Origin of the sequence: Limimaricola litoreus, from assembly GCF_024159025.1 — a bacterium.
GTDB lineage: Bacteria > Pseudomonadota > Alphaproteobacteria > Rhodobacterales > Rhodobacteraceae > Limimaricola > Limimaricola litoreus.
On the sequence record NZ_JAMYXC010000174.1, the window covers coordinates 1 to 13,010 of the forward strand.

At 67.8% G+C, this 13,010-nt stretch carries 13 protein-coding genes; 2 read left to right on the forward strand and 11 right to left on the reverse strand.

Annotated features, from left to right (window positions below; all coding sequences use genetic code 11):
• A partial coding sequence (locus NHG85_RS11575; protein WP_253332532.1) for an FAD-dependent oxidoreductase occupies positions 1–420 on the reverse strand: 420 nt, incomplete at its 3' end.
• A 92-nt stretch (positions 421–512) separates the two neighbouring features.
• On the opposite strand from NHG85_RS11575, the gene NHG85_RS11580 reads away from it, so the two are divergent.
• Entirely contained in the window at positions 513–1,421 is a 909-nt protein-coding gene (locus NHG85_RS11580; protein WP_256500371.1) for a LysR substrate-binding domain-containing protein, read from the forward strand.
• 477 nt (positions 1,422–1,898) lie between these two features.
• On the opposite strand, the gene pta is transcribed toward NHG85_RS11580, so the two are convergent.
• The 10 genes from pta to NHG85_RS11630 form a co-directional block, all read right to left on the reverse strand.
• On the reverse strand, positions 1,899–2,915 hold the full coding sequence (pta, locus tag NHG85_RS11585; RefSeq protein WP_253332535.1) for a phosphate acetyltransferase: 1,017 nt from the start codon (positions 2,913–2,915) through the stop codon (positions 1,899–1,901).
• Positions 2,912–3,301, reverse strand: a complete 390-nt coding sequence (locus tag NHG85_RS11590) for a cupin domain-containing protein (RefSeq protein WP_253332537.1) — start codon at positions 3,299–3,301, stop codon at positions 2,912–2,914. The genes pta and NHG85_RS11590 overlap by 4 nt, the downstream gene beginning before the upstream one ends.
• Entirely contained in the window at positions 3,298–4,335 is a 1,038-nt protein-coding gene (locus tag NHG85_RS11595; RefSeq protein ID WP_253332539.1) for a YeiH family protein, read from the reverse strand. The genes NHG85_RS11590 and NHG85_RS11595 overlap by 4 nt, the downstream gene beginning before the upstream one ends.
• 97 nt (positions 4,336–4,432) lie before the next feature.
• On the reverse strand, positions 4,433–6,214 hold the full coding sequence (gene xsc, locus NHG85_RS11600; protein WP_253332541.1) for a sulfoacetaldehyde acetyltransferase: 1,782 nt from the start codon (positions 6,212–6,214) through the stop codon (positions 4,433–4,435).
• Between the two features lie 28 nt (positions 6,215–6,242).
• On the reverse strand, positions 6,243–7,637 hold the full coding sequence (locus tag NHG85_RS11605; RefSeq protein ID WP_253332543.1) for an NAD(P)/FAD-dependent oxidoreductase: 1,395 nt from the start codon (positions 7,635–7,637) through the stop codon (positions 6,243–6,245).
• 38 nt (positions 7,638–7,675) lie between these two features.
• On the reverse strand, positions 7,676–8,065 hold the full coding sequence (locus NHG85_RS11610; protein ID WP_253332555.1) for a nuclear transport factor 2 family protein: 390 nt from the start codon (positions 8,063–8,065) through the stop codon (positions 7,676–7,678).
• Positions 8,062–8,616 (reverse strand): universal stress protein, encoded by a 555-nt coding sequence (locus NHG85_RS11615; protein WP_253332545.1) that lies wholly within the window; start codon positions 8,614–8,616, stop codon positions 8,062–8,064. The genes NHG85_RS11610 and NHG85_RS11615 overlap by 4 nt, the downstream gene beginning before the upstream one ends.
• Positions 8,617–8,624: 8 nt before the next feature.
• Complete coding sequence (locus NHG85_RS11620; protein ID WP_253332547.1) at positions 8,625–9,965, reverse strand: TRAP transporter large permease; 1,341 nt, start codon at positions 9,963–9,965, stop codon at positions 8,625–8,627.
• A gap of 10 nt (positions 9,966–9,975) precedes the next feature.
• Positions 9,976–10,512, reverse strand: a complete 537-nt coding sequence (locus NHG85_RS11625; RefSeq protein ID WP_253332549.1) for a TRAP transporter small permease — start codon at positions 10,510–10,512, stop codon at positions 9,976–9,978.
• A gap of 100 nt (positions 10,513–10,612) precedes the next feature.
• The gene (locus NHG85_RS11630) at positions 10,613–11,623 is read right to left on the reverse strand and encodes a TRAP transporter substrate-binding protein (RefSeq protein ID WP_253332551.1); all 1,011 of its coding nucleotides are present in this window, start codon (positions 11,621–11,623) and stop codon (positions 10,613–10,615) included.
• A 142-nt stretch (positions 11,624–11,765) separates the two neighbouring features.
• On the opposite strand from NHG85_RS11630, the gene NHG85_RS11635 reads away from it, so the two are divergent.
• On the forward strand, positions 11,766–13,010 hold a 1,245-nt coding region (locus NHG85_RS11635; protein ID WP_253332553.1), incomplete at its 3' end, for an aminotransferase-like domain-containing protein.

Below are 13,010 nucleotides of genomic sequence, written 5' to 3' on the forward strand. Positions count from 1 at the left end.
CCCCGGCACCACGCGCCGCAGCTCGTCGCCCGTCAGCACGTCGAAGGCGAAGCGATTGCCAAGCGCGCATCGCTGCCGTTCGAGATCCGCCGCGAAGGCGCGAAGCTCCGTCTCGTCGGTGAAGAACTCGTAGCCGCCCGCCTGTGCCAGCGCGACATCGACGCCGCCGCAATCGCGCAGAAGCCCGGCGAATTCGGGCCAGGCCGCGACGGCGTCGCGTGTCCAGCGCGCATAGGCCGGGTGATCGGCGCCCTTGCCCTGCAACCAGACCAGCCCGAAATTGCCCTGCGAGGCGCGCAGATCGGCGTCCGCGCCGTCCAGCACCACGACGCGATCTCCGGCCCGTAGCAGACCGAGCGCGACCGAAAGACCGACGATGCCGCCGCCGATGATGGTAATGTCTTCGCGATTGGGTGCCATGCGCGTCCTCCGACAGAAGACATCGCACAGTCAAAATCATAAGAATAATGCCGATTCTTTCGTAACCCATACATCCATGATATGGGTCTGCCATGCTGCATCGCCTGACCCATCGCCAGCTCGAATGCTTTCGTGCCGTGATCGAGACCGGCACGGTCACGGCCGCGGCACATCTGTTGAACACCTCGCAGCCTTCCGTCAGCCGGATGATCGCCGAGCTTGAGCATGCCGCGGGATTTTCATTGTTTTCGCGGGTCGGACGCAGGGTCGTGCCCACCACCGAAGCGCTGGCGCTGCACGAGGAGGTCGAACGCTCCTTCGTCGGCCTGTCCGGGATCGCCCGCGTGATCGAGGACATCCGGGATTTCCGCACCGGCAGCCTGACCATCGCCGGCATGCCGGCGCTGGCCCTGAAGTTCCTGCCGGACGTCATGACGGAGTTCATCGCAGCCGAGCCCGGCATCACTGTCTCCTTGCGGACCCGAAGCTCCAAGGCCGTGCTGCAACATCTGGGCTCGCAGCAGTTCGATCTCGGCTTCGCTTCCATCGATACCGATCATCCGGGCGTCATGCGACGACCCATCCGCATCGATTCCATGCGCGCGGTGCTGCCGCCGGGCCATGAGCTGGCGGAGAAATCACGGCTCGCGCCCGATGATTTCCACGATCGGTCCTTCGTCGCCTTGGGCCAGGAGATCGTGACCCGCACCGAGACCGATGCGTTTCTTGCCGCCGGAGGTGCCCGGCCGCGCATCGTCGCCGAGGCACAACTATCGGCCTCGATCTGCGAACTCGTCGCTGGCGGCGTCGGCCTGTCGATCGTCGAACCCGTTACCGCCGCGATCTTTGCCCGGACGGGCCGGGTGGTCAGCCGTCCGCTGATTCCCGAGCAGCCCTTTCGTTACGATCTGCTGACGCCGGCAACACGAGCCCCGTCGCGCCCGGCCGCGTTGTTCCTGGAGTTCGTCGAAGCCCGGTTCGCGGCTTTGCTCGATCAATAAGGCCACCGCGATGGGTCTTGCCGGACGCGGCGCGAGGCCGCGCGCCATCCGGCAAGACAACTTACCGGGCCGATCCCGCCGGGCAGCGCGCCGCCAATGCGGACCGGCAGGTCGCCCGTCCGGATCACCAGCCGCCCGTGTCGCCTTTCCCCGCTCTCTCGGCCGCCAAGCCCCTCATCATCCGAATAGACACGCCCCGCTCCTGACCTTACCCAGATCAATGTCGCGCAGTCGCTCATCTCCTCTGTTCCGAGGGTTGGAGAGGACCGTGAATGGACCGGGCATTTAGCCCGGGCGGTCATCGACACCCGGTTTTTGAGGGTTGGAGGATCGGGAAAAGGGCCGTGGAACTGCTTTGGTGGCCTACGGCTGCCGCCAGGCCATCTCCTCGGTCGGCAGCCAGCAAGTCTGCTCATCGAGCCTGCGTTTCGGGGCGCTAGAAAGACGCAGCCTCATCAAAGTGGGTGGGTCCTGTATCTAAGCTGGTTGCGGCACATGTTGCGCTTCGCATTGCGCCGAAGTGACGGCGATCATGTGAAGGATGTCCTCAGCCGAGCAGCCGCGGGAGAGGTCGTTGGCGGGCTTGGCGAGGCCCTGCAGGATCGGGCCCACGGCCACCGCCTCGCCGATGCGCTGCGCGATCTTGTAGGCGATGTTGCCGGCGTCGAGATTGGGAAAGATGAAGACGTTGGCATTGCCGCCGAGTGCTGAATCGCTGGCCTTGGAGAGCGCCACCTCGGGCACGAAGGCCGCGTCGAACTGGATCTCGCCGTCGATGGCGAGGCCGGGGTCGGCCTCGCGCACGATCCGCGTGGCCAGCGTTACCTTCGAGACCTTCTCATGGCTGGCCGAACCGCGGGTGGAAAAGGACAGCATCGCCACGCGCGGCGTCTCGTTCACCAATTGCCGCAGAGAGGCGGCCGAGGCGCGGGCGATCTCGGCCATCTCCTCGGCGCTGGGATCGACGACCAGACCTGCGTCGGAGAAGACATGCGCGCCCTTCTTGGCGTGGTGATCGCGGCAGAACAGCATCAGGAAAAAGGACGAGACCAGCTTCGCCTCGGGCGCCTTGCCGATCACCTGGATCGCGGTGCGCACGATCTCGGCCGTGGTCAGCCGCGCCCCGCCGACCGTGCCATCGGCCAGCCCCAGCCGCACCATCAGCGCGGCGAAGACATGCGGCTGGCGCGCGGCATCAAGCGCGGCCTCTTCGTCCACCCCCTTGTGGCGGCGCAGTTCGTGATAGGTCCGGGCCATGCGCGGCAGATGCGGGCTTGTCTCGGGGTCGGCGATCTCGATGCCCTCGGGGACAGGACCATGCGTTTCCAGCGCCTGGACGATCTCGGCCTCCGGTCCGACCAGCATGATCCGCGCAGCGCGGGCGCGGCGCGCCATCAGCGCCGCCTCGATCACCCGCGGATCGGTGCCTTCGCTGAGCACGATCCGGCGCTCGGAGCGGGCGGCGTTTGCGAGCAGGGTCTCCAGCGGTTTCATGGCGTCTCCTCCGGCGCGGTGTCGCGGATCACGAAATGCTTGGTCGCGGTCTCGATCACTTCCCATTCGCCCTCGAAGCCGTCGGGGATGACGAAGGCGTCGCCGGCGCGAAACTCGCGCGCGGTGCCGTCGGCGGCGATCAGCCGGACATGGCCTGCGGTCAGCACGCAGACCTCGTCGCGCCCGGTGAAGGCGCGCCAGCGGCCCGGGGTGGAGGTCCATGTCCCGGCGAGGAAACGACCGTCCGGGCTCTGATGCACGATCCGCGTCTCGTGCTGCGGATCGCCTTCGATCACCCGGTCGGGCAGATCGGCGACGCGGCGACGCGTGGCGGCGGGGCCGGGATCGTCGAAGCCGGTGACGGCGGGGCGGGGGGAGGGTGTCATGCGAACCATGCGAGACCTGCGAGGATGAAGATTGCGAGGAAGATCGTCTCGGCGACGATCAGCAGCGTCGCCTGGCCGCCGACCTCGAAGATCGTCTTGAGCGAGGTCTTCATGCCGACGGCGGCGATCGAGATGAGCAGCGCCCAGCGGGACATATCGCCGAGGACGGCCTGCGCCGCGACCGGCACCAGACCGGCGGAGTTGGCCCCCGCCAGCGCAAGAAAGGCCAGCACGAAGCCGGGGATGAGCGGCGGGCGCTTGCCCTCGCTTGCCCCGTCCGAGGGTCCGAAGGCGCGGATCGACAGCGAGAAGACGAGCACGACGGGGGCCAGCATGGTGACGCGGATGAGCTTGACGAGCGTCGCGGTCTCGCCGGTTTCCTGCCCGACCGAGAAGCCCGCGCCGACGACCTGTGCGACGTCGTGGATCGTGCCGCCGAGGAACACGCCGGTCGCCTGCGCATCGAGGCCGAGCGTGGCGGTGATCAGCGGATAGGCGATCATCGCGATGGTCGAGAGAACGGTAACGCCGAGCACGGTGAAGATCAGGTTCTGCTCGGAGCGGTCGTGCCGGGGCAGCACGGCGGCGATGGCCATGGCCGCCGAGGCACCGCAGATCGCGACAGCGCCGCCGGTCAGCAGCGCGAAGCGCCAGCCGCGCCCGAGAAACTTCGCGCCGATCAGGCCGAAGAGGATGGTCAGAACGACGCCCGCGACCACCAGCGAGATGAGCCGCGGGCCGAGCCCGATCAGCAGGTCGACCGAGATCCGCGCGCCCAAAAGCGCCACGCCCGCGCGCAGCACGGTGCGCGAGGTGAAGGCGATGCCCGGCGCGCAGCGGCCCTCCTCGGCGAGAAAATGAAACGCGATCCCGAGGAGCAGCGCCATCAGCATGGCGGGCGCGCCGTAATGATCCGACAGGAACTGCGCGGCGATGGCGATCACCGCTGAGACGAGAAAGCCGTAGCCCACCGACCCGGCAAAACTCTGCACCCGGCTCAGCGGCGCGGTGGGGAAGGGAAGGGCAAGCGCCATGGCACGACCTTTCTGCTCGCGCGGGGCCCAGGCCCGCGCGCTGTCGGTTCGAAAAATGCGAAGGCGGGCCGGGGAAAGTCCCCCGGCCCGGGGTGGCTCAGGCCACGGTCTGCGAGCGCATGTCGGCGCGGCTGACGCCTGCCACGCGCACCGGCTTCTTCATCGCGTCGCGGCGGAAGGGCTCGCCCAGCTCCTGGTTCAGCACCACCTCGATGAAGGTGGTGACGCCGTCCTGCATCTGCTCCTTGACGGCCGTCCGCAGCGCCTCGGTCAGGTGTTCGGTCGAGGTGACCTGCACGCCCTTGAGCCCGCAGCCCTCGGCGATCTTGGCGTAATTCACGTCGAGGCTGAGCTCGGTGCCGACGAAGTTGTCGTCGAACCACAGCGTGGTGTTCCGCTTCTCGGCGCCCCACTGGTAGTTGCGGAAGATCACCATGGTGATCGGCGGCCAGTCGCCCCGCCCGCAGGCGGTCATCTCGTTCATCGAGATGCCGAAGGCCCCGTCACCGGCAAAGCCGATCACCGGCGTGTCGGGGCAGCCGATCTTGGCGCCGAGGATCGCCGGAAGCCCATAGCCGCAGGGGCCGAACAGGCCGGGGGCGAGGTATTTGCGCCCCGCCTCGAAGCTGGGATAGGCGTTGCCGATGGCGCAGTTGTTGCCGATGTCGGACGAGATGATCGCCTCGCGCGGCATCGCCGCCATGATCGCGCGCCAGGCCTGGCGCGGGCTCATCCGGTCGGGCTGGCGGGCGCGGGCGCGCTCGTTCCAGGTGATGCCCTCGTCGGTGTCCTCCTCATGATCCATCGAGGAGAGCTCCTGCGCCCAGCGGGACTTGAGATGCGCGATGGTATCGCGGCGCTCCTGGCGATCGCGCTCGCCGGCCTCGACCGAGAGCTTCGACAGGATCTGCTCGGCCACCTTCTTGGCGTCGCCCTGGATCGCCACGTCGACCTTCTTGGTGAGGCCGATCCGATCGGAATTGATGTCGACCTGGATGATCTTGGCGTCCTTGGGCCAGTAGTCGATGCCGTAGCCCGGCAGGGTCGAGAAGGGGTTCAGGCGGTTGCCGAGCGCCAGCACCACGTCGGCCTTCTGGATCAGCTGCATCGCCGCCTTGGAGCCGTTGTAGCCCAGGGGACCCACGGAGAGCGGGTGATTGCCCGGGAAGGCGTCGTTGTGCTGGTAGCCGCAAGCCACCGGCGCGTCGAGCCGCTCGGCCAGTTGGCGCGAGGCGTCGATCGCGCCCGCGAGCACCACGCCCGCGCCGTTGAGGATCACCGGGAACTTGGCTTCGCTTAGCAGGCGCGCGGCCTGCGCCACCGCGTCCTCGCCGCCCGCCGGGCGCTCCAGCCGGATGATCTGCGGCAGCTCGATGTCGATCACCTGCGTCCAGAAATCGCGCGGCACGTTGATCTGTGCGGGCGCCGAGCCGCGCCAGGCCTTCTCGATCACCCGGTTGAGCACCTCGGCGATGCGCGAGGGGTCGCGCACCTCTTCCTGGTAGCAGACCATGTCCTCGAACAGCTTCATCTGCTCGATCTCCTGGAAGCCGCCCTGGCCGATCGTCTTGTTGGCGGCCTGCGGCGTCACCAGCAGAAGCGGCGTGTGGTTCCAGTAGGCGGTCTTGATCGGCGTGACGAAGTTGGTGATGCCGGGGCCGTTCTGGGCGATCGCCATGCTCATCTTGCCGGTGGCGCGGGTGTAGCCGTCGGCGATCATGCCGCCCGATGTCTCGTGCGCGCAGTCCCAGAAGGTGATGCCCGCTTCGGGGAACAGGTCCGAGATCGGCATCATGGCCGAGCCGATGATGCCGAAGGCATGCTCGATCCCGTGCATCTGCAGGACCTTGATGAAGGCCTCTTCGGTGGTCATTTTCATGGGAGGGTCTCCTGTTAATCCATTGAAATCAAAGGGTTTCGTCGCGCAGCTGATACCAGGGGTAGAGCATGCGCTGGCCGAGCCTGCGAAACGGGGTGAGGATGCCGTGGCCCGGCAGCGGCGAGGTGAAGATCGGCAGATCGGGCACGGGCTGGCCCGCGACGAGCTGTGCCATGCGGCGCCCGGCTTGCGCGGAATACATCACGCCGTTGCCGCCATAGCCCATGGCGTAGAAGATGCCCGTGCCCTTGCCCGGCTCGGCCTCGGTGATGCGGGGCATCATGTCGTGGCTGACATCGACCCAGCCCCACCAGGAGTAGTCGAGCGGGATGCCGGTCAGGGCGGGAAACTTGGCGTAGAGGCCCTTCTTCAAGAGCTCCAGATGCTTGGGGTTCTCCGCGTCGCGCCCGGTGATGGCGCTGCGCGAGCCGATCTGCACACGGCCATCGGGCAGGTAGCGGTAGTAGTGGCGCAGCGTGCGCGTGTCGGTGAGCGGCGAGCCGGTCCGGAAGCCGCAGGCTGTGCGCTCCTCATCGGTCAGCACCCGCGTCACGATCGAGTTCGACAGCACCGGCATCAGCCGATGCCGGGTGCGCCGGTCGAGGCCGGGGGCCGTGTAGGCGGCGGTGGCGATGGCGACGCGGCGCGCCCGCACCGTGCCGCCGGGCGTGCGCAGGTAGTGGTAGCCGCCCTTCGAGCTCCAGCCCTCGACCGGGCTGGCGGTATGCACCCGCGCGCCGTGACGGCGGGCGAGGCGAAGATAGGAGAAGGCGAGCTTGGCGGCGTGGATCGAGGTGCCGTCGGGCTCCCACATCGCGCCATGCGCCTCCTGATCCTTCACGTGGCGCTCGTGCAGCTCCTCGCGGCCCATCACCCGTGCGCCATAGCCGAAGACATCGCGCAAAAGCGCCGCCTCGGCTTCGAGCTTCGGCATCACCTTGGCGCGGTGGGCGATGTAGAAGTGCCCGCCGGGCTGCGGGTCGCACTCGACTCCCTCCGAGCCGATGAGGTCGTTGAAAACCTCGAAGGCCTCGACGACCTCGGCATGCAGCCGCTTGGCGGTGTCGCGCCCGTAGCGCTTGATCCATTCCGAGCGCTTGAGCCGCCCGGCCGAGATCTGGGCCTGCCCGCCATTGCGGGTCGAGCAGCCCCAGGCGACGGTATTGGCCTCGAGCACCGCGACCTCGACCCCGTGGTCGCGGGCAAGGTGGAGGGCGGTGGAGAGCCCCGTGTAGCCCGAGCCGATCACCGCCACCTCGACCTCCATGTCGGCGGTGACGGGGCCGTCATCCTCGGGCGCGGGGCCGGCGGTGCCGATCCAGTAGGTCGGGGCATGGTCCCGGCCCCGTCCCGGCCCGGCATCGGTCAGAGGATCGTAGAGCGGGTCGTAGGCGGCGCGGGGGGCGGGGGTCCGGTCGAGCATGTCCGTCTCCTGTGGAATCGGCGGCGAATGGCGGGGGATCAGGCCTTGAAGGGCGGGCGGTTCTTGCGCAGCGCCTGCTTCACCACGAGCTTGCCGTCCCGGATGGTGAAGAGGTCGGCGCCCTCGGCTTCGGTGCGCATGCCGTCCTTGTCGGTGCCCGAGAAGGTCCATTCCGACACGGCGCGGTCGCCCGCGACGAAATGCGAATGATGCGCCCAATGCGCGTCGGGCATCGCCTGCCAGACCGCCTCGAAAGCACGCGCGATGGCTTCGCGCCCCTCGATCTTCGTGCCATGCGCCTCCGCGCCCGCGACGGTGTAGAACACGCAGTCATCGGCGAAATGCGCCATCACCGCGTCGATGTCGTGCCGGTTGAAGGCGTCGAAGGTGGCGGCGAGATCGGCGGGCGTCAGGCGGGTCTCGGTCAGTAGTTCGGACACAGGTCTTGCTCCTTGTTGGCGGGAATGTCGTCGCGTGCGGCATCGGCGCGGGGCACATGCGGCACGATCAGGGTGGGGATGCGGGCGCGGCGCAGCACGCGCTTGGCGGTGGTGCCGAGAAAGGTCTGGCTCAGCCCGTGATGCTCATGCGCGCCCATGACGATCATGTCGGCGCGGATCGCCTCGGCGCGCGACAGGATCGCCTCGGCCGGGTGGCCCTCGACCACCTCGGTCGCGGTGACGAGCTGGCGCGCGGCCGGGTCGCGGGTCTCCATCTTGTTCCAGAAGGCGGCCTGGCGCTCTTCGAGCACGCGGGCGGCCAGCTCGGCGCGGCGCTCGGTCGCGTCGCGGCGCGAGCCCTCGTTGAGGAGAAACATCTCGAGCGTGACGCGGGCGTCGTGCGAGAGCGGCTCCTGCACGTGCAGCACGTGGATCCGGGCGCCGGTCGCGCGGGCCAGCATCGCGGCATGGCACAGCGCGTGGCAGGAGGCGTCCGAAAGGGCGGTGGCGAAGAGGATGCGGGTCAGTCGGGGCTGCATGGCGGGCCTCAATATCCGAGCAGGCGGGGGAGCCAGAGCGACAGCTCCGGGAAGAAGGCGATGACGAAGATCGCCATGGTGTTGACGGCGGCGAAGGGCAGGGCGCGCAGCGAAATGATCTCGAGCGAGGTGCCGGAGATGCCCGAGGCGATGAACAGGTTCTCGCCCAGGGGCGGCGTCTGAAAGCCGATGCCCAGCGTGCAGATCATCACCACGCCGAAGTGGATCGGGTCGATGCCGACCGAGTAGGCGACGGGCAGCATCACCGGCACCAGGATCAGGATCGCGGCGAGCGTCTCCATGAACATGCCGACGAAGAGCAGGAAGACCACGATCAGCGCCCAGATCACGTAGATGTTCTGGGTGAGCGAGAGCATCCCGTCGGCGATCATCGCCGGGATCTGGTTCTCGACCAGCAGCCGGCCGAACACGGTCGCGGTGAAGAGGATCAGCAGCACGCGCCCCGTCAACCAGGTCGTCGTCTCCAGCGCTCGGTTGAGCGAGGCGAGGTTCAGCTCGCGGTAGATCACGATGCCCACCAAAAGCGTGTAGAAGATCGCGACGATCGCCGCCTCGGTGGGGGTGAAGAAGCCCGTGTAGATGCCGCCCAGGATCACCACCGGGGCCATCAGCGCCCAGAAGCCGCGATAGATCTCGCGCCCGATGCCGCCCATCGACCAGCCCTCGGCCGAGCCGGTGTAGCCATGCTTGCGGCACAGCGCCCAGTTCATGACCAGCAGGCTCGAGGCGATCAGGAAGGCCGGGACGAAGCCCGCGATGAAGAGCTTGGAAATCGAGACGGACTGGAAGGTGCCGAATTTCTCGATCGCCTCGGGCGGCGCGGCCATGCCGAGCGCGGCGATGCCGAAGATGACCATCGGGATCGAGGGCGGGATGACGATGCCGAGGCCCCCCGCCGAGGCGGTGACGGCGGCAGAATATCCCCTGTCGTAGCCGCGGTTGATCATCGCCGGGATCATCAGCATGCCGACCGCCGCCGTGGTCGCCGGCCCCGAGCCCGAGATCGCGCCGAAGAACAGGCAGGCCATGACGGCCGAGGCCGAGAGGCCGCCGGTGAAGGGACCCGCGAGGCTTTCGGCGACGTTGATCAGCCGCCGCGAGATGCCCGCGGCCTCCATCAGCGCGCCTGCCAGGATAAAGGCCGGCAGCGCCATCAGCGGGAAGCTCCCGACCGAGGTGAAGGCGATCTGGACGAGCTTGATCGGGTTGTCGCCGAGATAGAGGAAGGAGAGCAGCGACGAGACGCCGAGGGCCACGGTGATCGGCGCGCCGATCAGCAGCAGGAGGCCGAAGCTGCCGAAAAGGATGAGGGCGATCTGGCTTTCCATGACGCGATCCTTACGAAGCCGGGGTGGAGGCGGGGGCGAGGTCGGCCGGATCGATCCGGTCGGGATCGTGGACCTCGCGGCCGGAGACCAGCCGGGTCCAGTTGACCTGCAGGATGCGCAGGCTCATCAGCGCGAAGGCGAGCGGCAGGACGAGGTAAATCCATTTCATCTGGATCCCGAGCGTCTGCGAGGTCCAGAACTTGTTCATCCGGTTGAAGACGAAATCGACTGCGAGCCAGGTGAAGTAGAGGTTGAAGCCGAGCCAGAAGAGATCGGCGAAACCCTCGATCCGGGCCCGCCAGCGGGCGGGCAAGAGGTTGAACTGGAAGGTGACGCGGTTATGCGCGCCCATCTTGGCGGCGTGGCTCGCGCCAAAGAAGACGAACCAGACGAACATGTAGATCGACAGCTCCTCGATCCACGAAAACGAGTGACCGAAGACCTCGCGCGAGACGATCTGCACGAAGAGCAGGCCGACGAAACCGGCGAGCAGCACGCGACACAAATAGCTCTCCAGGTTGTTCAGGATGGACCAGAGACGGGCCATGACGACCTCCTGTGACGGCGGGGCGGCGAAGCGCGGGAATGGTGGAATGTTCGGGGACGCATTCAGGGGGGAGGAGATGCGCCCCCGGGGGAGGCCGGTCTTATTCGACCGGATCTCTGCCAAGCGCCGTCAGCGCGGCGTTGAGCTTCTCGACGCCGCCGATGGAGTCGTAGAACTGCGGCCAGACGGCCTCGGTGGCGAGGTCGATGAACTCCTGCTCATCGTTGGCGGGATCGGTGATCTCCATGCCGCGGGAGACGAGCTCCTGCTTGATCGTCTCCTCCTGCGCGCGCAGGAACTCCTCGGAGGCCTTGGTCGCGGCCTCGCCCGCCGCCAGCACCGCCTGCTGGTCCTCCTCGGACATGTCCTGGAACACCGCCTCGGAGACGATCAACGGCTCGATCGAAAAGATGTAGCGCAGGTTGGTGACGTAATCCTGCACTTCGTCGAACTTCATGGCGTAGACGGTGATGTAGGGGTTGTCCTGCCCGTCCACGACCTTCTGCTGAAGACCGGCGAAGGTCTCGGACCAAGCCATCGGCGTGGGGTTCACGCCCCAAGCCTTGTAGGTGGCGATCATGATCTCGTTGCGCGGCACGCGGATCACGAGGCCTTCGAGGTCCTCGACCGTCTCGACCGGGCGGGCCGAGTTGGTCAGCACGCGAAAGCCCGAATAGGCCCAGCCGATGATGCGCACGCCCGCGTCGCGGATGGTGTTTTCCTTGAGCTCCTCGCCGATCGGGCCCTGGGTCAGCGTCACCGCGTCTTCGAGGCTCAGGATCACGTAAGGCAGCGTCATGGTGCCGACGCTGGGCGAAAACGGCGTGATGTTGTTGATCGCGAGGATCGAGAAATCGAGCGTGCCGATGGCCGCGTCGTTCACCGTGTCCTGCTCGGAGCCGAGCTGGCCGTTGAGAAAGAGCTTGCCGCTGTGCGCGCCGCCGGTGTTCTCCTCGAGCGCCTCGATGAAGGCGAGGCCGAGCGCCTCTTGCGTGCCGCCCGCGCCGTCACCGACGGCGATCTTGAAGTCCTTGGCCTGCGCGCCGGCGGCGAGCAGGATCGAGGCGGCGGCGATGGTCGCGGCGCGGCTCAGGCATTGTGCGATGGTCATGGGTTTCTCCTCCCTCGTGTCACCGCCTGGTCCGGCCCTCCTCAAGGCACTGGCGGCGCCCTGATCCAACGCCGAATCCGCGCCCGCCATTAGGGCCAGTTTCAGGTTTGACTAGGTCCAGTTTTTCGCTGAAGTTGACGCCATGACAGCCATGCGCATTCCAGCCGACGCCTTTTTTCTCGACCGCGCCTCGGGGCGGTCCTTGCAGGCGCAGCTGCGCGAGGCGGTGGTGGCGATGCTGCGCACCGGGCAGGCCGGGCCGGGGGCGCGGCTGCCCTCGTCGCGTGGGCTGGCCGCGCATCTGGGCATTGCGCGGATGACGGTGACGCTGGCCTATCAGGAGCTGGTGGCCCAGGGCCTCGTCGAGGGGCGCGACCGGCGTGGCTATGTCGTGGCACAGGGCACGGGCGCCGACCTGCCGCGCGCCATGCAGGCCGAGCCGCGCCGCGAAAACGCACCCGACTGGGACGCGATCCTCGACATGGGGCTGTCGCGCCGCAAGCGGGTCCTCAAGCCTTATGACTGGCGCAGCATGCCGTACCCTTTCGTCTACGGGCAGATGGATACGACGCTGTTCGACCGCGGCGCGTGGCGCGATTGCGCGCGTCAGGCCGGGGGCGCGCGCGATTTCACCGATCTAGCGGGCGATCAGGCGGCGGCCGATGACGCGGTGCTGGTGAGCTATATCCGCTCCTCGATGCTGCCCCGGCGTGGCATCCTCGCCGAGACCGACGAGATCCTGATCACCGTCGGCGCGCAGAACGCGCTGTGGCTCGTGGCCGAGCTTCTGACCCGCCGCCCGCTGCGCGCAGTGTGCGAAAATCCGGGCTACCCCGACACGCTGCAGGCGCTGCGCTGGTGCGGGGCCGAGGTCAGGGCGGTCGATGTCGATGCGCATGGCCTGCCGCCCGCCGACATCCCCGACGGTACCGGCGCGGTCTTCGTCAGCCCGAGCCATCACGCGCCCACCGGCGTCACCATGCCGGTCAAGCGCCGCCGCCAGCTTCTGCGCGCGGCGGCGGATCGTGATTTCATCGTGGTCGAGGATGATTACGACTTCGAGATGAGCTATCTGGAGGCCCCCAGCCCGGCGCTCAAATCGCTCGATCGCGACGACCGGGTGCTCTATGTCGGCAGCTTTTCCAAGGCGCTGTTTCCGGGGCTGCGGCTGGGGTTTCTGGTCGGGCCGCGCCAGCTCATCGCCGAGGCGCGCGAGTTGCGCGCGCTGATCCTGCGCCATCCGCCGGGGCACCTGCAGCGCACGGCGGCCTATTTCCTCGCGCAGGGGCATTACGACATGCTCGTGCGCGGCATGCGCACCGCCTTCGCCGCCCGGCGCACCGCGCTGCAGCAGGCGCTGCGCGGCACCGGGCTGCGGATCGCGGGG